This is a genomic window from Pseudomonas chlororaphis (genome assembly GCF_001921865.1).
GTDB lineage: Bacteria > Pseudomonadota > Gammaproteobacteria > Pseudomonadales > Pseudomonadaceae > Aquipseudomonas > Aquipseudomonas chlororaphis_D.
The window spans coordinates 636,844-658,194 of the sequence record NZ_MSCT01000020.1 but is presented as its reverse complement, the minus strand read 5'-3'; the positions used below and the strand labels follow the sequence as shown (position 1 = coordinate 658,194).

Annotated in this window: 23 protein-coding genes; 16 read left to right on the top strand and 7 right to left on the bottom strand. The window is 63.1% G+C overall.

Annotated features, from left to right (window positions below; genetic code table 11):
- Positions 1-30: 30 nt before the first annotated feature.
- The 3 genes from BTN82_RS26065 to BTN82_RS26055 all read right to left on the bottom strand — a co-directional run bounded on the left by BTN82_RS26065 (position 31) and on the right by BTN82_RS26055 (position 2,980).
- On the bottom strand, positions 31-672 hold the full coding sequence (locus BTN82_RS26065; RefSeq protein WP_075121929.1) for an oxidoreductase: 642 nt from the start codon (positions 670-672) through the stop codon (positions 31-33).
- Positions 673-700: 28 nt separating this feature from the next.
- On the bottom strand, positions 701-2,419 hold the full coding sequence (locus BTN82_RS26060) for a C13 family peptidase (RefSeq protein WP_075121928.1): 1,719 nt from the start codon (positions 2,417-2,419) through the stop codon (positions 701-703).
- Between the two features lie 105 nt (positions 2,420-2,524).
- Positions 2,525-2,980: a MaoC family dehydratase gene (locus BTN82_RS26055; protein WP_075121927.1), complete on the bottom strand. Its 456-nt coding sequence runs from the start codon at positions 2,978-2,980 to the stop codon at positions 2,525-2,527.
- Between the two features lie 180 nt (positions 2,981-3,160).
- On the opposite strand from BTN82_RS26055, the gene BTN82_RS26050 reads away from it, so the two are divergent.
- From BTN82_RS26050 to BTN82_RS26040, 3 genes are read left to right on the top strand one after another with little or no spacing between them, the layout of a single operon-like run.
- Positions 3,161-3,523 (top strand): CidA/LrgA family protein, encoded by a 363-nt coding sequence (locus tag BTN82_RS26050; protein WP_075121926.1) that lies wholly within the window; start codon positions 3,161-3,163, stop codon positions 3,521-3,523.
- On the top strand, positions 3,520-4,236 hold the full coding sequence (locus BTN82_RS26045) for an LrgB family protein (protein ID WP_075121925.1): 717 nt from the start codon (positions 3,520-3,522) through the stop codon (positions 4,234-4,236). Before BTN82_RS26050 ends, BTN82_RS26045 begins: the two co-directional genes overlap by 4 nt.
- 10 nt (positions 4,237-4,246) lie before the next feature.
- On the top strand, positions 4,247-4,837 hold the full coding sequence (locus BTN82_RS26040) for an LON peptidase substrate-binding domain-containing protein (RefSeq protein WP_075121924.1): 591 nt from the start codon (positions 4,247-4,249) through the stop codon (positions 4,835-4,837).
- Positions 4,838-4,941: 104 nt separating this feature from the next.
- Here the strand turns inward: BTN82_RS26040 and BTN82_RS26035 are convergent, their stop codons facing one another.
- Both BTN82_RS26035 and BTN82_RS26030 read right to left on the bottom strand, forming a co-directional pair.
- A complete protein-coding gene (locus BTN82_RS26035; protein WP_075121923.1) occupies positions 4,942-6,258 on the bottom strand; it encodes a bifunctional DedA family/phosphatase PAP2 family protein in 1,317 nt (438 codons plus the stop codon).
- A gap of 78 nt (positions 6,259-6,336) precedes the next feature.
- The gene (locus tag BTN82_RS26030) at positions 6,337-7,035 is read right to left on the bottom strand and encodes a DNA-3-methyladenine glycosylase (protein WP_075121922.1); all 699 of its coding nucleotides are present in this window, start codon (positions 7,033-7,035) and stop codon (positions 6,337-6,339) included.
- Between the two features lie 175 nt (positions 7,036-7,210).
- Here BTN82_RS26030 and BTN82_RS26025 point away from each other — a divergent pair, with 175 nt between their 5' ends.
- The 13 genes from BTN82_RS26025 to BTN82_RS25965 all read left to right on the top strand — a co-directional run bounded on the left by BTN82_RS26025 (position 7,211) and on the right by BTN82_RS25965 (position 19,734).
- Positions 7,211-8,476: a glutamate-5-semialdehyde dehydrogenase gene (locus BTN82_RS26025; protein WP_075121921.1), complete on the top strand. Its 1,266-nt coding sequence runs from the start codon at positions 7,211-7,213 to the stop codon at positions 8,474-8,476.
- Positions 8,476-9,120 (top strand): nicotinate-nucleotide adenylyltransferase, encoded by a 645-nt coding sequence (gene nadD / locus BTN82_RS26020; protein WP_075121920.1) that lies wholly within the window; start codon positions 8,476-8,478, stop codon positions 9,118-9,120. Before BTN82_RS26025 ends, nadD begins: the two co-directional genes overlap by 1 nt.
- Before the next feature lie 70 nt (positions 9,121-9,190).
- On the top strand, positions 9,191-9,685 hold the full coding sequence (gene rsfS, locus BTN82_RS26015; RefSeq protein WP_025129303.1) for a ribosome silencing factor: 495 nt from the start codon (positions 9,191-9,193) through the stop codon (positions 9,683-9,685).
- 9 nt (positions 9,686-9,694) lie between these two features.
- On the top strand, positions 9,695-10,162 hold the full coding sequence (gene rlmH, locus BTN82_RS26010; protein WP_075121919.1) for a 23S rRNA (pseudouridine(1915)-N(3))-methyltransferase RlmH: 468 nt from the start codon (positions 9,695-9,697) through the stop codon (positions 10,160-10,162).
- A gap of 12 nt (positions 10,163-10,174) precedes the next feature.
- Positions 10,175-12,070, top strand: a complete 1,896-nt coding sequence (mrdA, locus tag BTN82_RS26005) for a penicillin-binding protein 2 (protein WP_075121918.1) — start codon at positions 10,175-10,177, stop codon at positions 12,068-12,070.
- A 31-nt stretch (positions 12,071-12,101) separates the two neighbouring features.
- Positions 12,102-13,205 (top strand): rod shape-determining protein RodA, encoded by a 1,104-nt coding sequence (gene rodA / locus BTN82_RS26000; RefSeq protein ID WP_075122020.1) that lies wholly within the window; start codon positions 12,102-12,104, stop codon positions 13,203-13,205.
- A 17-nt stretch (positions 13,206-13,222) separates the two neighbouring features.
- On the top strand, positions 13,223-14,236 hold the full coding sequence (gene mltB, locus BTN82_RS25995) for a lytic murein transglycosylase B (protein ID WP_075121917.1): 1,014 nt from the start codon (positions 13,223-13,225) through the stop codon (positions 14,234-14,236).
- A complete protein-coding gene (locus BTN82_RS25990) occupies positions 14,236-15,240 on the top strand; it encodes a septal ring lytic transglycosylase RlpA family protein (protein ID WP_075121916.1) in 1,005 nt (334 codons plus the stop codon). Before mltB ends, BTN82_RS25990 begins: the two co-directional genes overlap by 1 nt.
- Before the next feature lie 185 nt (positions 15,241-15,425).
- On the top strand, positions 15,426-16,583 hold the full coding sequence (locus tag BTN82_RS25985) for a D-alanyl-D-alanine carboxypeptidase family protein (protein WP_075121915.1): 1,158 nt from the start codon (positions 15,426-15,428) through the stop codon (positions 16,581-16,583).
- An 80-nt stretch (positions 16,584-16,663) separates the two neighbouring features.
- Positions 16,664-16,939, top strand: coding sequence for a DUF493 domain-containing protein (locus tag BTN82_RS25980; protein WP_075121914.1), 276 nt, complete (start codon positions 16,664-16,666; stop codon positions 16,937-16,939).
- Positions 16,939-17,586, top strand: coding sequence for a lipoyl(octanoyl) transferase LipB (lipB, locus tag BTN82_RS25975; protein ID WP_075121913.1), 648 nt, complete (start codon positions 16,939-16,941; stop codon positions 17,584-17,586). The genes BTN82_RS25980 and lipB overlap by 1 nt, the downstream gene beginning before the upstream one ends.
- A 1-nt stretch (position 17,587) precedes the next feature.
- The gene (lipA, locus tag BTN82_RS25970; RefSeq protein WP_075121912.1) at positions 17,588-18,610 is read left to right on the top strand and encodes a lipoyl synthase; all 1,023 of its coding nucleotides are present in this window, start codon (positions 17,588-17,590) and stop codon (positions 18,608-18,610) included.
- Between the two features lie 167 nt (positions 18,611-18,777).
- Positions 18,778-19,734 (top strand): LD-carboxypeptidase, encoded by a 957-nt coding sequence (locus BTN82_RS25965; RefSeq protein ID WP_075121911.1) that lies wholly within the window; start codon positions 18,778-18,780, stop codon positions 19,732-19,734.
- 66 nt (positions 19,735-19,800) lie between these two features.
- Here BTN82_RS25965 and BTN82_RS25960 read toward each other — a convergent pair whose 3' ends face one another.
- Positions 19,801-21,123, bottom strand: a complete 1,323-nt coding sequence (locus tag BTN82_RS25960) for a lytic murein transglycosylase (protein WP_075121910.1) — start codon at positions 21,121-21,123, stop codon at positions 19,801-19,803.
- 61 nt (positions 21,124-21,184) lie between these two features.
- Positions 21,185-21,346 (bottom strand): alternative ribosome rescue factor ArfA, encoded by a 162-nt coding sequence (gene arfA / locus BTN82_RS25955; protein ID WP_015637164.1) that lies wholly within the window; start codon positions 21,344-21,346, stop codon positions 21,185-21,187.
- Positions 21,347-21,351 lie beyond the last annotated feature (5 nt).

Here is a 21,351-nt window from a genome sequence, read left to right as displayed (position 1 = left end):
GGCAGTGGCGACAGGCGCGATCCATGGCGTTTATTTCCCCAGTTTGCGCAGCTCGTCGGATTCGACGACCCGCACGCCATCCTGTTCTTCCAGCGCCAGGCGCCACATGGCCCGGGCCAGTTGGCAGGCTTCGATGCCGTGGTATTTGCCGGGAATCAGCTTGGACAGCGGGCCGGCCAGCTGTTCGGCGAGGCGCGGTTCGATGCGTTCGCCGAGCAGCAGCGACGGCCGGCAAATGGTTAGTTGCGGCCAGTCCTGGGCTTTCAACGCCTGTTCCATTTCGCCCTTGACCCGGTTGTAGAAGATCGAGGATTTCGCGTCCGCGCCCAGGGCGCTGATCACCACCAGGTGTCGCGCGCCCATTTCCCGCGCGCGCTTGCCGAAGGCCACCACCAGGTCCAGGTCGATGGCACGGAACGCTTGTTCGGAGCCAGCTTTCTTGAGGGTGGTGCCCAGGCAGCAGAATGCCAGGTCGACCCTGCCGCTGAGCTGCGGCAGCAAGACCGCCGGTTCGCCAACCGGGTTTTCCAGGCGCGGGTGTTCGCTCAGGCGGCGCCGGCTGGGCGCCAGGACGCGGCTCACCGTGGGTTCGTTGAGCAGGCGATCGAGCAAGTGTTCGCCGGTCAGGCCGGTCGCGCCGGCGAGCAAGATATGCTGAGGCGTCAAGTACATAGTGTTTCCCCCTTGATACTGTTTCAGCTTAGTTGCTCTTTGCTTCCTTGCTGTCGTTGGCGGCACTTTGCAGTGCCTTTCGAGCTTGCTGTTTACGCAGTTGCTGCCAGTGCGCCAAGACCCCCTTGGGCGCCCAGATCTGCGGTTCGGATGCTTCGAAGTTGTCGGCCTGTTCGCGTTCGGCCACGGTTGCCCTGGCCAGCTTGAAAGCGTGCTCCAGGTCGTCGGTCTGGTTCAGGGCCTGGGCGAACAGGGCATCGCCGAAATAGGTGAAGTCGGCCTCTTCCGAGCAGCCGAACGATACGCGATCTGCCTGGGAGGCGGTCATGATCAGGGTCCGTTCGTCCTTGAGCGCCGGAATAAAACCGCCGGAGTAGCAGGCCGAGATCACGATGATCTTGTCGCGGTTCTTCAGGGGCGCCAGCACGGCGGCCAGCTCGTCGGCCGGCAGGTCGGCCAGCTCCAGGCGCGGCTGGTCGAGCACCAGTTCGTGCTCGCTGGTGCCGTGGCTGGTCAGGTAGATGAACAGCAGGTCTTCCGGGCCGCTGCGCTCGGCCAGGGTCTGCGCCGCGCGCCGCAGGTTTTCCCGGGTGGCCATGGGGCGGCTGTCGAGGCGGTCGCGGTGGTTGACCAGGCGGATCTGCCCGTAGGCGCCGAAGCGGGTGGCGAGCATGTTGCTGATATAGTCCGCTTCGCGCAGAAACACGCTTTGCTTGCCGTCGCCGGCCAGGGTCAGGCTGTACAGTTCGATGGCCGGCGTCGATGCTGGCACCGCGGCGAGGGCCTCGTCGAGCAGGCGGCCCTGGACCAGCAAGCCGGTCTCCAACGGGTCGGGCAACAACTTGCCATCGGCGTCGCGGACCCGCAGGCCGTTGATCCAGTCGCCGCCTTGCACGGTGCCGTCGCGCAGCACCAGCACGCCGTGCCCCTGGTAGTTGTCGCCTTCGAAACCGCCGATATAGAAGCTGCCGTCGCTGAGGTTCAGGCGGCCCTGGCCACTGAAGCGCCAGTCGCTGAAGCGGCCGATGTAGTGGCTGCCGTCGACGCCAATCAGTTCGCCTTTGCCGCTGAGGGCGCCTTCCTTGAATTGGCCGATCCACACGTCGCCGTCGGCGTTTTCGTAGCGGCCCTTGCCGCTGAGCTGGTTCTGTTTGAAGCCGCCGACGTACAGGTCGCCGTCGGCGCCGCCGAAGGTGCCGTTACCCTCTAGCTGGCCATCGACGAAGTGGCCGCTGAACTGGTTGCCGCTGGCATCGCTGCGTTGGCCTTCGCCATTGGGTTTGCCACGGGAAAACTGGCCCTGGTACTGGCTGCCGTCCTCCAGTTCGAGGCGGCCGAGCCCGGAGTACAGGTCGGCCTTGAACTCGCCGCGGTAGGTCATGCCGCGCTCCTTGAGGGTGCCTTCGCCGTCGCGCCGGCCGAGCTTGAAGCCGCCGGTGTAATTGCTGTCCTTGGTGGTCAGGCTGCCTTGGCCATGGAACAGGCCTTGCTGGAATTGTCCGCGATAGACTTCGCCGTCGCTGCCATGCCATTCGCCCTGGCCATGCCACTGGCCATTATCGAACTGACCGGCGTACCAGCTGCCATTGGGATAGTCGATGCGGCCTTGCCCCTGCAATGTCCCGTTGACCACATCGCCGCGGTAGCGGCCACCGTCCGGCAGACGGGCATCGGGAGGCAGCAGCGATTCGCCGTCTCCACATGCGGTGAGCAACAGGGTCAGAACCAGGGGTGCAAGTGGGCGCATAGCGGGATCCGGATAATTAGGGGACCGAGTATGCCGTAGCAACGAGGCTTATATATAGAGAGAAGCTGCGCGAAACAGCGTGAGCTGTTTCGCATCAGGGGTATTTCAGACAAAGCAGAGTGACAATGGCTCGGCGATATAGGCCGGTTTTTCCTGGCCTTCGATTTCCAGGGTGGCGGTGGCCTTGAGCAGCCATTGGCCGGGCTTCTTCTCGGTAGCATCCACCAGGTCGACCTTGAGGCGGACCTTGGAATCGACCTTGACCGGCTGGATGAAGCGCACGCTGTCCAGGCCGTAGTTGACCACCATCTTCAGGCCTTCCGGCAGGATCAGGATGTCTTCCATCAGTTTCGGGATCAGCGACAGCGACAGGAAACCATGGGCGATGGTACCGCCGAACGGTGTCTGGGCGGCTTTTACCGGGTCTACGTGGATGAACTGGAAGTCACCCGTGGCTTCGGCGAACAGGTTGATTCGCTGCTGATCGATGGTGAGCCATTCGGAACGTCCGAGTTCCTTTCCGACATAATCTTTGAGCTCTGCAACAGGAACGTACGGCATTGAGACTCTCCTTGGGTTCATCGGTTTTATCGTTCTAGAGGTGCGGGGGCATGCGCCCTGACAACCCACTGTAGATCATCATGGGGGTTTGCTCCGGTCAACCTTCCATGCTTTTGGCGAATGCCGGTGCATAGCGTTCGCGTGCTTATAATGCCCAGCGATTTTTCGGGGGGACGAGGGATGTTGTTACGCGGTCTGACATGGCTGGTGCTGTTTCAATTGCTTGGCACGGCGATCAATCATCTGTTCCTGCCGATCCTGCCGGGGCCGATTGTCGGCCTGCTGTTGCTGCTGATCTTCCTGGTGGCCCGCGGCGAGGTCGGCGAGCCATTGAGCCAGGCCGCCTCCAGCTTGCTGCGTTACCTGCCGCTGTTGCTGGTACCGCCTGCGGTGGGCGTGATGGTGTACGCGGCGGATATCGCCGCGGATTTCTGGGCGATCGTTGGCGCGCTGGTGCTGTCGCTGGTGATCTCCATGGCGTTTGTCGGTGTGCTGATGCAGAGGCTGGTCAAGCGTCACGGGCATCGGGAGGGCGGCCAATGACGCTCGACTGGCAAGGCGCCTGGACGTCGGTGATCCATCATCCGCTGTTCGGCATCGGCATTACCCTGGGCGCCTATCAACTGATCCTCGCGGCCTTCGAGAAAACCCGCTGGGTTTTCCTGCAACCGGTGCTGGTCTCCATGTTGCTGGTGATTGGCGTCTTGCTCGGCTGTGGCCTGAGCTATGCCGAATACCGCAAGAGCACGGAAATCCTCAGCATTCTCCTGGGCCCGGCCACGGTGGCGCTGGCCGTGCCGCTGTACCTCAACCTGCGGCGGATTCGGCAGTTGTTCTGGCCGATTTTTACTACGCTGGTGATTGGGGGCGTGGTCGCCACCGGCCTGGGCGTGTTGCTGGGGTGGTGGTTCGGTGCCGAGAACATGATCCTGATGACCATGGCGCCGAAGTCGGTGACCTCGCCGATCGCCATGCTGGTGGCCGAGCAGATTGGCGGCGTGGCGGCGCTGGCCGCGGTGTTCGTGTTGATCACCGGGGTGATCGGGGCGATTTTCGGCCCGGCCATCCTCGACCGCCTGCGGGTGCACAGCCCGGAGGCTCGTGGCATGGCGCTGGGCATGACGGCCCACGCGGTGGGCACCTCGGTGGCCCTGCAGGAAAGTGACGAGTGCGGCGCTTTCGCGGCGCTGGCGATGAGCCTGATGGGTGTGGCCACGGCGGTGTTCCTGCCGTTGGCGGTGTCGTTGGTGGTTTAAGGAAACCTGTATGAGCCTGGCGCTTTTCCCGCTGAACACAGTGCTGTTCCCCGACTGCATCCTCGACTTGCAGATTTTCGAGGCGCGCTACCTGGACATGATCGGCCGCTGCATGAAGCAGGGCGGCGGTTTTGGCGTGGTGTGCATTCTTGAGGGCGACGAGGTCGGCATCGCTCCGGAAGGGTTTGCCCGGGTGGGCTGCGAGGCGCTGATCACCGACTTCCATCAGCAGGACAACGGCCTGCTGGGAATTCGGGTCAAGGGCGGGCGGCGCTTTCGGGTGCTGGCCAGCGAAGTGCAGCGCGACCAGTTGCGCGTGGCCGAAGTCCAGTGGCTGGACGAAGCCCCCGAGCAGCCGTTGCAGGACGATGACGGGGACCTGATCGCCTTGCTCAAGGCTTTGGCCGAACACCCCATGGTCGAAGCCCTGAACATGGGCACCGAAGCCAACGGCCAGCAGTCGCTGGCCAACCAGCTGGCCTATCTGTTGCCGTTCTCCGAGCTGGACAAGATCGACCTGTTGCAACTGGACGATCCGCAGCAACGCCTGGATGCGATCCAGGCGCTGCTCGACGAACTGCAAGGCGAACTTTTCGCCTGATCCTGTAGCCGCTGCCGCAGGCTGCGATCGCCCGCGTAGTGGGCGCAGATTCTGATAGTGCTGAAGAGCTTCGGGGCAACGCCTACAGCGGTATGCCGCTCTCTCTAATACGCATAACGCAGCAGGGCGTGCGGCAGGTGCCTGACTGCTTCGAACCCGAACAAGGCGACCAGCCCCGGCAATACCAGCCACCAGACTTTGGCCGGCATGGGCGCCAGCAGGGTCTGGCGTTGGGTGAACCACAGGGCAGCCGCGCATACGCAGGCGGCAAGCATGGTGCCGGCCAGGATGTCGGTGGGCCAATGGGCGCCCAGGTAGATTCGCGACAGGGCAATCGCCGCCGCGGGCAAGCAGCCCAGGAGCAGCCAGGTCAGGCGCATGCGCGGCGGCTGGCCGCGGCCGGCGAGCACCGCCAGGGTCAGAAACAGGGCGAACGAGCCGGAGCTATGGCCGCTGGGCATGCTGAAACTGGTCAGCGGATCGGTCAGGACCTCCGGGCGCATACGGGCGAAGAAGAGTTTGCTACCGGTGTTGGCCAGGGCGGTGCACAGCAGCGTGGCGCCGGCGAAGACGGCCTGCCGCCATTGCCGCGCAACCAGCAACAGCAGGGTGACCAGGGCGCTGGCGAACAGCATGGTGCGGAATTCGCCGAACTGGGTCAGCACCACCATCACCTGGTCCAGCGCCGGACTGCGGTGTTCCTGGACCAGCGCCATCAGGCCCTGGTCGAAATGGTTGAGGTAGGGGTAGCCGATGAACAGTCCGATCAGGATCGCCAGGCTGAGGCCGGCAATTAGCAGGGTCGCTCGGCGGTGGCCGCGCATGGTGCTGTTGACGCTCAGGCCCAGCAGCACGGCGATGCTGGCGGCGACGATGCCGGCTTGCGGCCAGAAACCCTCGGGCAGAGGCAGGCGGATCGCCGCGCCCGTGGCCCAGCCCGGCAGCAGGTAGGCCACGCTCCAGCCTGCGGCGGCCAGCAGGCTGACGGCGAAAAAGCGCGGGAACGGCATGTCGAACATACCGGCCACCATCGGCAGCATGGGCCGCAAGGGGCCGATAAAACGCCCGACCAGCAGGCTGGCGATGCCATAGCGCTGGAAATAGGCTTCGGCGCCGTTGATCCATTCCGGGTGATGGCGCAGGCCCGGCAGGCGCCGGATGTTCTGGTGGAAGCGACGCCCCAGCAGGTAGGACACCACATCCCCGAGCAGGCCGCCGAAGAACCCCAGCGCCAGGGTTTCACCCAGGGACAGCGCGCCGCTGCCGGCCATGACCGCAATGGCGAACAGCAGCACGGTGCCGGGTACGATCAGGCCGGCGATCGCCAGGCATTCGACGGCCGCCACAATGAACACGGCTGCTGCCAGCCATTGAGGGTTCATCGTCAGCCAGCCGGTTATTCCATCGAGCCATTGGCCCATAGGTTTTCAACTCCGTTGCTTCGGTTTTCGTTTCGACCACAGGAACGAACGCGCTCGCGCTAGCGGGCACGTTCGCCGCTACAGGCAGGATGGGGTGTGCAATACGTAGTCGCGACCTTCGATCTGCCCGCGACGTAGCGGGTTCCGAGTGCAGTAGGCGGCGTAGGCGGCATCGACGAAGCGGTACATCAGGTGTTCGTCGCGCCCGTGGGGGATGCCCAGGCGGGTGGTCTGGATGATGCTGGCGACTGTCGCGCCGACATCCTCGACGAACAGCACTTCATGGTCGAAGCGCTTGGCATCCCACACTGGGACTTTCAGGCCCAGGGCCTTGCACAACAGGGTCTGGCCGGCGCAGAGCTTCTGCGAGGGGCGCGGCCGACCGCTGGCGTCGGGGTTGTTCAGGAGCATCTGCGCCAGGCTGGCGGGCCCGCAGACTTCATCGACCCAGGGATAGGCCGACTTGATCAGCACCGCGTTGCCCGGACCGTGAGCGCTGAAGTTCAGCGAATCGCCGCCGCGGGCGTAGTACATATAGATGTGTCCGCCGTCCAGAAACAAAGCCTTACGCTTTTCTGTGTAGCCGAGGGAGGCATGGCTGCCTTTTTCCTCGCAGTAATAGGCTTCTGTTTCGATAATGCGCGCCGACAGCCACAGATCGCCCACCCGATGGCGGATGATTTTGCCGAGCAGTTCGCGGGCCAGAACCTGGGCATCGCGGTCGAAAAAGCCGTCGGGCAAGGCTTTGGGCGGTGTCGGGGCGGACAGATTGGACATGATGGCCAGGGCGATGACGGGAATTGGGTCGCAATGGTATCAATTCCCAGCTTAATTCAGGCTGAACGACGGGTATTTGCCGTCCATTTCGACCATCCGCCCGCGACCGCTGTCCGTGGGCCGGCGCGACAGCTATAATCAGCCGCTTTCCTCTTTGCCAAGACCACAGCAGACCATGACTGAGTCCGTTCTTGACTACATGACCCGTTTGGGTCGCGCCGCCCGCGAAGCTTCGCGAGTGATCGCTCGCGCCACCACTGCGCAGAAAAACCGCGCATTGCTGGCGGCTGCCGATGCATTGGACGCGGCTCGCCCCGAGTTGAGCGCGGCCAATGAGCAGGACCTGGCCAACGGCCGGGCCAATGGTCTGGAACCGGCACTGCTCGACCGTCTGGCGCTGACTCCGGTGCGTATCGACGAAATGATCGAGGGCCTGCGTCAGGTGGCCAAGCTGCCTGACCCCATCGGTGAAATCCGCGATATGCGCTACCTGCCTTCGGGCATCCAGGTCGGCAAGATGCGCGTGCCCCTGGGCGTGATCGGCATCATCTACGAGTCGCGTCCGAACGTGACCATCGACGCCGCCAGCCTGTGCCTGAAGTCCGGTAACGCCACCATCCTGCGCGGCGGTTCCGAGGCGATCAATTCCAATCGCGCCATTGCCACCTGTATCCAGCAGGGCCTGGCGGTGGCCGGTTTGCCGGCGCAGGTGGTGCAGGTGGTGGAAACCACCGATCGCGCTGCCGTTGGCGCGCTGATCACCATGCCCGAGTTCGTCGACGTGATCGTGCCGCGTGGCGGCAAGAGCCTGATCGAGCGGGTCAGCCGCGATGCCAAGGTGCCGGTGATCAAGCACCTGGACGGCGTCTGCCATGTGTTCATCGACGTGGCGGCCGACCTGGACAAGGCGATTCGCATCGCCGACAACGCCAAGACCCAGCGCTACGCGCCGTGCAACACCATGGAGACCCTGCTGGTCCACACCGCTATCGCCGAGCGTGTATTGCCGCCGCTGGCTGCGATCTATCGCGACAAGCAGGTCGAGCTGCGCGGTTGCCCGCGGACCCGCGCCCTGTTGGGCGACGATGTGATCGAGGCCACCGAAGAAGACTGGCGCACCGAATACACCGCGCCGATCCTGTCGATCCTGGTGGTCGATAGCCTGGCGGCGGCCATCGAGCACATCAACACCTATGGTTCGCATCACACGGACGCCATCGTCACCGAGAATTTCACCGATGCGCGGCGCTTCCTCAACGAGGTGGACTCCAGCTCGGTGATGGTCAATGCCTCGACCCGTTTTGCCGACGGTTTCGAGTATGGCCTGGGCGCGGAGATCGGTATTTCCACCGACAAGCTGCATGCCCGTGGTCCGGTCGGCCTGGAAGGGCTGACCAGCGAGAAATACGTCGTCTTCGGCGACGGCCATGTGCGCACTTGATGAGCAAACGTATCGGGCTGCTGGGCGGTACCTTCGACCCCGTGCACATCGGTCATCTGCGCAGCGCGCTGGAGGTGGCCGATGCGCTGGGGCTCGATGAGCTGCGCCTGACGCCGAGCGCGCGGCCGCCGCATCGCGATACGCCGCAGGTGTCGGCGCTGGACCGTCTGGCGATGGTCGAGTGCGCGGTGGCGGGCGTTTCGCCTTTGGTGGTGGACGATCGCGAGCTGAAACGGGACAAACCGTCCTACACCATAGACACCCTGGAACTGATGCGGGCCGAAATGGCCGCGGATGACCAGTTGTTCCTGTTGCTGGGCTGGGACGCGTTTTGCGGCCTGCCTACCTGGCATCGCTGGGAGGAGTTGCTCCAGCATTGCCACATCCTGGTGCTGCAACGCCCGGATGCCGACAGCGAGCCGCCGGATGCGTTGCGCAACCTGCTGGCGGCGCGCTCGGTGAGCGACCCCCTGGCCCTGCAAGGGCCCGGTGGACACATTGCATTCGTCTGGCAGACCCCGCTTGCGGTGTCCGCCACCCAGATCCGTCAACTGCTGGCCAGCGGTAAGTCGGTACGTTTCCTGGTGCCTGACGCGGTCCTGGCCTACATCGATGCCCACGGACTTTACCGTGGGCCGAACTAAAGAGGCGCGCTTGAAGGCACGAACAGTCGTGTATTGAAGCGCCCGAACATACGAGCAAAACGAGTTTTATATGACGAACAACGACGTAAACAAAGTAAAGCGCAAAGGCACCTTCAAAAGTGCGCCGCTGCCGGAAAAAGTCATCAGCGGCGAGCCCCTCAAGGGCGAAGAGCTGGTCAAGGTTGCCGTAGCGGCCCTGGAAGACGTGAAGGCCCAGGACGTGCTGGTCATCGATGTGCGCGACAAGCAGAGCATCACCGACTACATGATCATCGCCACCGGTACTTCCAACCGCCAGATCGGCGCGATGCTGGACAAGGTTCGCGAGTCGGTCAAAGCCCAGGGCGTCAAGCCGCTGGGTGAAGAAGGCAAGGGCGACAGCGACTGGGTGCTGCTGGACATGGACGACGTCATCGTTCACATGATGACCTCCAATGCCCGTCAGTTCTACGACCTCGAACGCCTGTGGAAAGGCGCCGAGCAGAGCCGTGCTGCCGACGGCAAGCACCACAGCCCTGAAGTCGGTCATGAGCACTTCAACAAGCTCAACAAAGACCAGGAATAAGGGACGGTTGTGCGCCTGCGCCTGATCGCTGTCGGTTCACGCATGCCCAAGTGGGTGGAAGAGGGTTGGCACGAATATGCCAAGCGTCTGCCATCCGAGCTGGCGCTGGAACTGGTGGAAATACCGCTCAATACCCGCGGCAAGAACGCCGACGTGGCTCGTTTCATCCGTCAGGAGGGCGAAACCATGCTGGCCAAGGTCGGGCAGAACGAGCGCATCGTTACCCTCGAGGTACACGGCAAGCCCTGGAGCACCGAGCAACTGGCGGTGGAACTGGATCGCTGGCGCCTCGACTCGCGCACCGTGAACTTCATGGTCGGCGGCCCCGAGGGGCTGGCGCCGGAAGTCTGCGCGCGGGCCGATCAGCGTTGGTCCTTGTCGCCGCTGACCCTGCCGCACCCGCTGGTACGGATCCTGATCGGTGAACAGCTGTATCGCGCCTGGACAGTCCTGTCCGGGCACCCTTACCACAAATAGTCCGCGCCTCTAATGTCCCAGCCGATCCGTATCAAGGACCACGAAAAAGACGCCCGTCTGGTGCGTGGCCGGGTCGTGTTCGGGGCTATTGCGGTGGTGTGCCTGATCGGTGTACTGATCGCGCGGCTGTATTACCTGCAGGTGATCCAGTACGACTATCACTCGACCCTGTCGGAAAACAATCGGGTTCACGTGCAGCCGATTCCGCCGACCCGCGGCCTGATCTTCGACCGTAATGGCGTGGTGGTGGCCGACAACCGGCCGAGTTTCAGCCTGAGCATGACCCGCGAGCGTTCCGGCGACTGGCGCCAGGTCCTCGATGTCATTATCGAGGTGCTGGAGCTGACGCCGGAAGACCGGGTACTGTTCGAGAAACGCATGAAACAGGGGCGCCGACCGTTCGAACCGGTGCCGATCCTGTTCGAGCTCAACGAAGAGCAGATCGCCCGGATCGCGGTCAACCAGTTCCGCCTGCCCGGGGTGGAAGTAGTGGCGCAGCTGGTCCGCCATTACCCGCAGGGCGCGCATTTCGCGCACTCGGTGGGTTATATGGGGCGGATCAACGAGAAAGAGCTGAAGACCCTGGACCCGGTGAACTACAGCGGCACCCACCATATTGGCAAGACCGGCATCGAGCGCTTCTACGAGCCCGAGCTGCACGGCCAGGTGGGCTACGAAGAGGTCGAGACCAACGCTCGTGGCCGCGTGTTGCGGGTGCTCAAGCGCACCGACCCGATTCCCGGCAAGGACATCGTCCTGAGCCTGGACATCAAGTTGCAGGAAGCCGCCGAGGCGGCCCTGGGCGGCCGGCGTGGCGCGGTGGTGGCATTGGACCCGACTACTGGCGAGGTGCTGGCCATGGTCAGCCAGCCGAGCTTCGATCCGAACCTGTTCGTCACCGGCATCAGTTTCAAGGCCTACGCCGAACTGCGCGACTCTATCGATCGCCCGCTGTTCAACCGGGTGTTGCGCGGCCTGTACCCGCCGGGCTCGACCATCAAGCCGGCGGTGGCGATCGCCGGGCTCGACTCCGGGGTGGTGACGGCCTCTACGCGGGTCTACGACCCGGGCTACTACCAGTTGCCCAACTACGACCACAAATACCGTAACTGGAACCGTACCGGCGACGGCTACGTCGACCTCGACACGGCGATCATGCGGTCCAACGACACCTATTTCTACGACCTGGCCCACAAGCTGGGGATCGATCGGTTGTCGGCCTACATGAACAAGTTCGGTATCGGCCAGAAGGTCTCGCTGGACATGTTCGAGGAATCGCCGGGCCTGATGCCATCGCGGGAGTGGAAGCGCGCCACTCGTCGCCAGGCCTGGTTCCCGGGCGAGACGCTGATTCTCGGGATCGGCCAGGGTTACATGCAGTCCACTCCGTTGCAGCTGGCCCAGGCCACGGCGCTGGTGGCGAATCGGGGCAAGTGGAACCGCCCGCACCTGGCCAAGACCATCGAAGGCGAAAAACCGGTGGATGACAACCCGATGCCGGACATCATCCTGCGCGACCCGTCGGACTGGACCAAGGTCAGCCACGGCATGCAGCAGGTGATGCACGGTGCCCGCGGCACCGCACGCAAGGCGGCTGTCGGCTCGCAATACCGGATCGCCGGCAAGAGCGGTACGGCCCAGGTGGTCGCGATCAAGCAGGGCGAGAAATACGACCGTTCCAAGGTCCAGGAACGTCACCGCGACCACGCCCTGTTCGTCGGCTTCGCGCCGGCGGAGAACCCGAAGATCGTGGTGTCGGTCATGGTCGAGAACGGCGAGTCCGGTTCCGGCGTGGCCGCCCCGGTGGTGCGCCAGGTGATGGACGCCTGGCTTCTGGGCCAGGATGGCCTGCTCAAGCCTGAGTTTGCCGGCCCTATCAGTGCGGAGGCTACGGCCCGTGAAGAGTAATTTCGATCGCATTCTGTCCAGCGAGGATGTGATGCGTCGCCGCGCGACGCTGTTGCAGCGCATGCACATCGACGGCCCCTTGCTGATCCTGCTGCTGACCCTGGCGGCCGGCAGCCTGTTCGTCCTCTATTCGGCCAGCGGCAAGAGCTGGGACCTGCTGGCCAAGCAGGCCACCTCGTTCGGCATCGGCCTGGTGTCGATGATCGTCATCGCCCAGCTCGAGCCCCGTTTCATGGCGCGTTGGGTGCCGCTGGCCTATGTGTTCGGCGTGGTGCTGCTGGTGGTGGTGGATGTCATGGGGCACAACGCCATGGGCGCGACCCGCTGGATCAATATCCCCGGGGTGATCCGCTTCCAGCCCTCGGAGTTCATGAAGATCATCATGCCGGCGACCATCGCCTGGTACCTGGCCAAGCGCACCTTGCCACCCCAGCTCAAGCATGTGGGGGTCAGCCTGATCCTGATCGGTATCCCGTTCATCCTGATCGTGCGCCAGCCGGATCTCGGCACCTCGCTGCTGATTCTCGCCGGCGGCGCCTTCGTGCTGTTCATGGGGGGATTGCGCTGGCGCTGGATCCTCAGCGTGCTGGCCGCCACGGTGCCGGTGGCCATCGCCATGTGGTTCTTCATCATGCACGACTACCAGAAGCAGCGGATCCTGACCTTCCTCGACCCGGAAAGCGACCCGCTGGGCACTGGCTGGAACATTATCCAGTCCAAGGCGGCCATCGGCTCCGGCGGCGTCTTCGGCAAGGGCTGGCTGCTGGGCACTCAGTCCCACCTGGACTTTTTGCCCGAGAGCCACACCGACTTCATTATCGCGGTCATGGGCGAAGAGTTCGGCCTGGTGGGCATTTGCGCCTTGCTGCTGATCTATCTGCTGCTGATCGGTCGGGGTCTGGTGATTACCGCCCAGGCGCAGACGCTGTTCGGCAAATTGCTCGCCGGCGCCCTGACCATGACGTTTTTTGTTTACGTTTTCGTCAACATCGGTATGGTCAGTGGCCTGTTGCCGGTCGTGGGGGTGCCGTTGCCGTTCATTAGCTACGGAGGAACTTCGCTGGTGACGCTGCTGTCAGCGTTTGGGGTTTTGATGTCGATCCATACCCACCGTAAGTGGATCGCGCAGGTTTGAATAAGGTGAAGAATTCAATGCAAGCAATGCGTGGCTGGACCGCTCGGTATGCGCCTTGGGTTGGTCTGGTAGGCATCCTCGGTGCGGCGCAGGAAGCGCTGGCCGCCGGCGAATACGAAGGTTCGCCGCAAGTGGCCGAGTTCGTCGGCGAGATGACGCGCGACTACGGGTTTGCCGGCGAACAGTTGATGGGCGTGTTTCGCGAGGCCGAGCGCAAGCAGTCGATCCTCGATGCCATTTCTCGGCCTGCCGAGCGGGTCAAGCAGTGGAAAGACTACCGCCCGATGTTCATTTCCGACGCGCGTATCGCCCGCGGTGTGGACTTCTGGCGCCAGCACGAGGCAGTACTGGCTCGTGCCGAGCAGGAATATGGCGTGCCGGCCCAGGTGATTGTGTCGATCATCGGCGTCGAGACCTTCTTTGGGCGCAATACCGGTAACTATCGGGTGATCGATGCGCTGTCGACCCTGGGCTTCGACTACCCGCCGCGGGCCGAGTTTTTCCGCAAGGAGTTGCGCGAATTCCTGCTGCTGGCGCGTGAAGAGCAGATCGATCCGCTGACCCTGAAAGGTTCCTACGCTGGTGCCATGGGCTTGCCGCAGTTCATGCCGAGCAGTTTTCGCGCCTATGCTGTGGACTTCGACGGCGATGGCCACATCAATATCTGGACCAACCCCGATGATGCCATCGGCAGTGTTGCCAGTTATTTCAAGCGCCACGGCTGGGAGGCCGGGCAACCGGTGGTCAGCCGGGCCGAGGTGCGCGGCGATCGGGTCGACGAAGGCCTGACCACCGGTATCGAACCGACGAAAACCGTTGGGGAGTTGCGGGCGCTGGGCTGGTCGAGTCATGATGCGCTGCGCGACGATATGCCGGTCACGGCGTTCCGCCTGGAAGGCGACAATGGCCCCGAATACTGGATGGGGCTGAAGAATTTCTACGCGATCACGCGTTATAACCGCAGCGTGATGTACGCCATGGCCGTACATCAGCTCTCTGAACAGCTGGTCCAAGCACGGGGCGTCAAGTAATGCTGGCATCGCCAATCCGCAAACCCCTGAAGCTGGTGGCGCTTGCCGCATTGTCCTTGCTGGTGGTCAGTTGCTCGTCGACCCAGGCGCCGAAACAGAAAGGTGGTTCGGCCGTCGTGCGCACGACTCCAGGCCTGGATATCAACCGTGCCCATAAGGACGGCGCTCCCTGGTGGGACGTGGACGTATCGCGCATCCCTGACGCCACGCCGACCCTGCACACCGGCCCGTACAAGGCCAACCCTTATACGGTGCTGGGCAAGACCTATTTCCCGATGGCCGAATCCAAGCGTTATGTCGCTTCGGGCACGGCTTCCTGGTACGGCACCAAATTCCATGGACAGAACACCGCCAACGGCGAGGTGTACGACCTGTACGGCATGAGCGCCGCGCACAAGACCCTGCCGCTGCCGAGTTATGTCCGGGTGACCAACCTGGACAACAACAAGAGCGTGATTCTGCGGGTCAACGACCGCGGGCCGTTCTATTCGGACCGGATCATCGATTTATCCTACGCCGCGGCCAAGAAGCTCGGTTATGCCGAGATCGGCACCGCCCGGGTCAAGGTCGAGGGGATCGACCCGCAAGAGTGGTGGGCCCAACGCGGCCGGCCGGCGCCCTTGATGCTCAATGAGCCCAAGGCCGCCGCGCCTGTGATGACCGCCTCGGCGGGCACTGTGGAGCAATGGACGCCACCTCCACAACAGCATGCCGCGGCCGTGGTGCCGGTGCAGCTGGACGCAAAAAAAAACGTTTCTGCGCAAGCCTCTGGCCAGTATCTGCAGGTGGGCGCCTTCGCCAACCCGGACGCTGCCGAGCTCCTACGCTCGAAGCTGAGCGGGATGGTGAGCGCTCCGGTGTTCATCAGCTCGATCGTGCGCAATCAACAGACCTTGCACCGGGTGCGCCTGGGGCCGATCGGCTCGCCGGGTGAGATCCAGCAAGTGCAGAACAGTGTCCGGCTGGCCAATCTGGGGCAACCGAGCCTGGTGACTGCCGAGTAAGCGCATTTCGATTCATGGTTCGCCTGCGGTAATTGGGGGGTGAACCCAGGTTGTTGGCTCGTCGTACAACAAAAGCCCGGCAAGGGTCAGTGAGTGAACAACTGAACACGCGATAGCCCTTTAGAAGGCTGTCTGAATAGTTTTGTCCGCGAGGACAAGTTTCCATTAGCAATTTCGAGAGACGGATGAACATCACCACCTTTGCCAAACGCCTGTGTCTGCTTGTCCCGCTGATCATCACGCCTGCCGCCTGGGCGGTCGAAGTGATGCCGTCGCCGCCGCAACTGGCCGCCAAGTCCTATGTGCTCATGGATGCCAGCAGCGGTAACGTGCTGGTGGAGAACAACGGTGACCAACGCCTGCCGCCAGCCAGCCTGACCAAGCTGATGACCGCCTACATCGCGACCCTGGAAATCCGTCGCGGCCAGATCGGCGAGAACGATCCGGTGACCGTCAGCGAGAACGCCTGGCGCACCGGCGGTTCGCGGATGTTCATCAAGGTCGGCTCGCAAGTGACCGTCAGCGACTTGCTGCACGGCATCATCATCCAGTCGGGCAACGACGCCAGCGTCGCGATTTCCGAGCACATCGCCGGCAGTGAAGACGCCTTCGCCGACATGATGAACAAGACCGCCGGCGACCTGGGCATGACCAATAGCCACTTCATGAACCCGACCGGCCTGCCGAACCCCGAGCACTACTCGTCGGCGCACGACATGGCGGTGCTGGCTCGCGCGATCATTCACGAAGATCCGGCTCACTACGCGATCTACTCGCAGAAAGAGTTCTTCTGGAACGGCATCAAGCAACCTAACCGCAACCTGTTGCTGTGGCGCGACAAGACCGTCGACGGTCTGAAAACCGGTCACACCGACGAGGCCGGCTACTGCATGGTGTCCTCGGCCGTGCGTGACGGCATGCGCCTGATCGCCGTGGTGTTCGGCACCAACAGCGAGCAGGCTCGCGCCGCTGAAACCCAGAAGCTGCTGACCTACGGTTTCCGTTTCTTCGAAACCCAGACCTTCTACCAGAAGGGCACCGAGCTGGCTCAGGCCCCTGTCTGGAAAGGCACCACTTCCCAGGTCAAGGCCGGTCTGGCTGAAGACCTGACCATGACCATGCCAAAAGGCCAGCTGAAGAAGCTCGCCGCCAGCATGACCATGAACCCACAACTGGTCGCGCCAATCGCCAAGGGCGACGTGATCGGTAAAGTCGAAGTGAAGCTGGACGACAAGGTGGTGCACAGCGCCGATCTGATCGCTCTGGACGCGGTCGACGAAGGTGGTATCTTCCGCCGCATGTGGGATAGCATCCGTCTATTCTTCTACGGCTTGTTCAACTGATATTGTCGACCCGCGTGGCCCTCGCTCTGAAGCAGAGCGGGGGCCGCGTCCGTCGCCACGGCTTACGAGGCCGTTACGCCATGACAGACACCGAAGTAAAGGCGCCAAAGATCGAATTCCCCTGCGCGGATTACCCGATTAAGGTGATCGGCGACACCGGCGTGGGTTTCAAGGACAAGATCATCGCGATCCTTGAAAAACACGCGACCGTCGACCACAAGTCCCTGGCCGAGCGCCAGAGCACCAATGGCAAGTACACGACGATCCAGCTGCATATCATCGCCACTGGGCAAGAGCAGCTGTACGACATCAACAGCGAGTTGCGGGCCACCGGTTTCGTACACATGGTGCTGTGATGTCGCAAACGCTGGGCTTTCGCGAGCTCGGCCAGATGGCCTACGAGCCGGTCTGGCAGGCCATGCAACGCTTTACCAACGAACGCGGCACCGACGCTCCCGATGAAATCTGGCTGGTGCAGCACCCGCCGGTCTTTACCCAGGGGCAGGCGGGCAAGGCCGAACATCTGTTGCTGCCCGGGGATATCCCGGTGGTGCAGGTCGACCGGGGCGGCCAGGTGACCTATCACGGCCCTGGCCAGTTGGTGGCCTATCTGCTGCTGGACGTGCGTCGTCTGGGTTTTGGCGTGCGTGACCTGGTCAGTCGGATGGAGCAGTGCCTGATCGAGTTGCTGGCCAGCTACGGCGTGACCGCGGCGGCCAAGCCGGATGCCCCCGGCGTTTACGTCGACGGCGCGAAAATGGCCTCCCTGGGCCTGCGGATCCGCCATGGCTGTTCCTTTCATGGGCTGGCCTTGAACGTGGACATGGACCTGCAGCCGTTTCGCCGGATTAACCCCTGTGGCTATGCCGGGCTGGCAATGACCCAGCTGAGCGACCACGCAGGATCGATTGAATTTGCCGAGGTAAGTGCCCGGCTGCGCGCGCAGCTCGTCAAACACCTCGACTATGCTGAGCAGACGACCCTAACGGGCGGAATCGACTGATATGACTACTGCGCAAGACGCTGTGCAAACCCTGATCCCGACGCTGGATATCTCCGAGCGCCCGGCCCGTGCGAAAGTGGAAACCGGCGTTAAATTGCGCGGTGCCGAGAAAGTCGCCCGCATCCCGGTGAAGATCATTCCGACCACCGAGCTGCCGAAGAAACCCGACTGGATCCGCGTGCGTATCCCGGTTTCCCCGGAAGTCGACCGGATCAAGCAATTGTTGCGTAAGCACAAGCTGCACAGTGTCTGCGAAGAGGCGTCCTGCCCGAACCTGGGCGAATGCTTCTCCGGTGGCACCGCGACGTTCATGATCATGGGCGACATCTGCACCCGACGCTGCCCGTTCTGCGACGTCGGCCACGGTCGTCCGAAGCCTCTGGATGTCGATGAACCGACGAACCTGGCGGTGGCCATTGCCGACCTGCGCTTGAAGTACGTGGTGATCACCTCGGTCGACCGCGACGACCTGCGCGACGGCGGCGCCCAGCACTTTGCCGACTGCATCCGCGAAATCCGTAAATTGTCGCCGAACGTGCAGTTGGAAACCCTGGTTCCCGACTATCGCGGCCGTATGGACGTAGCGCTGGAAATCACCGCTGCCGAGCCGCCGGATGTGTTCAACCACAACCTGGAAACCGTACCGCGCCTGTACAAGGCCGCGCGCCCGGGTTCCGACTACCAGTGGTCGCTGACCCTGCTGCAGAAGTTCAAGCAACTGGTGCCGCACGTACCGACCAAGTCCGGCCTGATGCTGGGCCTGGGCGAGACCGACGATGAAGTCATCGAGGTCATGAAGCGCATGCGCGAGCATGACATCGACATGCTGACCCTCGGCCAGTACCTGCAACCGTCCCGTAACCACCTGCCGGTACAGCGTTTTGTGCATCCGGACACCTTTGCCTGGTTCGCCGAGGAAGGTTACAAGATGGGCTTCAAGAACGTCGCCTCGGGCCCGCTGGTACGTTCTTCCTATCACGCCGACGAGCAGGCGAAGCTGGCCAGAGAAGGCCTGGTCTCCTGATGTAATGCGCCCGCAAGGTCTGTCCTTGCGGGCGTCATCTGCCGTTACTTCCGCGCCTCACCCCCTGTTCAGGCTTTTCCTGCAAACGCCGTCGCGTTTCAACCCTTCTGTTTGCCTGTTTTCATGTCTACTGTGCATGAACCAATCCACACAGGGAGAACCATTGGATGACCCTCCAACCGACTGATGTCCTTTGTGCCCAGCGGCCCGTGCCGGTGCTGCCCTCGCAAGGGGTGATCGGCTTGATCGCGCCTGCCGGGCCGGCTGCCCTGGATAGCGAGAAGGCCGCTCGATGGATGCGTACACGAGGTTATTCGCTGCGGGTTTACCCAGGTGTCGAACATAAGGATGGCTATCTCGCGGGCAGCGACGAGGTTCGTCTGAACGACCTGCACGCCGCCTTCGCCGCCGACGATGTCGATGCCATCCTGTGCCTGCGGGGCGGTTATGGCAGCCCGCGCCTGATCGACCGGATCGACTACGACCTGCTCAGGCGCAACGCCAAGCCGTTTGTTGGCTACAGCGACATCACCGCGCTGCATCTGGCGATCAATCGCTATGCGGGTTTCGTGACCTTTCACGGGCCGATGCTCAATGCCGATCTGCTGGGCGACAAGCAGCCGCCGACTGAGTCCTCGCTATTCAGCCTGCTCAGGGGGCAGTTGAAGGCCGGTAGCCTGTTGGCCCATCCGGCGGCCTTTCCCTTGACCACCATCGAGCCGGGCATCGCCTGTGGCCAACTGCTGGGGGGCAACCTGTCGTTGATCGCCGCCACCCTGGGGACGCCCTATGAGATCAACGGCGACGGGGTCATTCTGTTCATCGAAGACATCAATGAACCGCTGTACCGCATTGACCGCCTGCTGACGCACCTGCGCCTGGCCGGCAAGCTCGACAGGTTGCGCGGTGTGCTGGTGGGCGACGTGGCGGGCGTGGAGCCTCAGGCGCTTGCCGGGCTGCTCAAGCAGACCTTCGAGCCTTTGCGGATTCCGGTGCTGAGCGGATGGCGCAGCGGGCATTGCGACCCCAACCTGACCCTGCCGCTGGGGGCGATGGTCAGGCTGGACGCGGGGGAGAAACAACTGATCCTGGAACAGGACGTGGTCTTCGGCGGAGTGGCGTGACTCGCTCCTTGTAGGAGCGAGCTTGCTCGCGATAGCGATCCCTCTATCAAGGATCGGGCGCTGGCCTCAGCGCGAGCGCAGGCTTTCCAGCAGCTTGTGGGTCGGATAGCCGTCGGCGGGCCAGCCCAGCGATTGCTGCGCGCTGCGAATCGCCTTGCGGGTGTTGGCGCCGATAATGCCGTCCGGGTTGCCGGCATCGTAATTGTTGGCGCTGAGCAGGCCCTGCAATTCGATGCGTTCGGTTCGGCTCAAGGGCATATCGTCTTTCGGCCAGGCGCCGTTGATCAGGCCTGAGCCGCTGAAACGCTGCGACAGCAGGTTCACCGCCAGGGCGTAGGACGAAGAGTTGTTGTACTTCAGCACGGCGCGGAAGTTGTCGAGGATCAGGAACGCCGGACCGCGATAGCCCGCTGGCAGCAGCAGGGCCGCGGACAGCTGCTCGGAACCGGCTGGAACGCTGGCACCGTTGGGCAGTTTCATGCCCAGGCGCATCCATTCGGCCACCGGTTTGCGGATCGCGCCATCAGCCAGCGCATAGTCGAAACCGTTCGCCAGTTCCACTTCGAAGCCCCAGGGCTGGCCTTTCTGCCAGCCGGAGCTTTGCAGGTAGTGCGCGGTCGAGGCCAGGGCATCGCCCGGGCTGTTCCAGATGTCGCGGCGGCCATCGCCGTCGAAATCCACGGCGTGGGTGTTGTAGGTGGTCGGAATGAATTGGGTCTGCCCCATCGCACCGGCCCATGAGCCAAGCATCTTCTCAGGCTGGATGTCGCCGTGCTGGAGGATCTGCAGGGCAGCCAGCAACTGGCTGTTGGCGAAGGCCGGGCGACGGCCTTCGTAGGCCAGGGTTGCGAGCGAGCGAATCACCGATTTGTTGCCCTGGAACTCGCCGAAATTGCTTTCCATGCCCCACACCGCCACCAGGGCCTGACGATCGACGCCGTAACGCTGTTCGATCTGCTGCAGGATATCGGCGTATTGATTGAGCAGCGCCTGGCCCTTGCGTACACGCAGCGGCGACAGGGCGCCGTCGAGGTATTCCCATACCGGACGGCTGAATTCCGGCTGGCTGCGATCGGCCTTGATCACGCCCATGTCCGGGGTGATGCCGGCGAATACACGGTCGAAAAGATCGGCGCGGATGCCCGCGTTCAGGGCTTCGGTGCGAAACCCTGCCTGCCATTGGGCAAAGGTCTGGGTCGGTTGGATATCCAGGTTGTCGACGGCCAGCGGGGCGACGGTTGCAGGTGCGGCGAGCGGGGCGGCTTGAATGCTTTGGAGTGGCTGGGCATCGGCGGCGGTGGGTTTTTCCGCGCAGGCGACGAGCAGGGCAAGGCTGGAGGCAGCGATCAGTTGGCGCAGGTGCCAACGACGGGAAAGACAAAAGGGCATGCACAGGTCCAGAGAATACGAATCAGGTACAGACCTTATCACGCCGGCGGGGTTCTCCGCTTTATGCAGCCAGAAAGTAAGAAGCCTCCCAGCTTTTAGACTGGAAGGCTTCGCGGCGGTAGCTGCCTTTGCCCTTGGCGGGTCGTTCCTGGCGGCTGCGGAACAGGGGCTGGGCGACGATGGATTTGGCCTTGTTGGGGCCATGCTTGGATGGCTTGCTCATGCTGG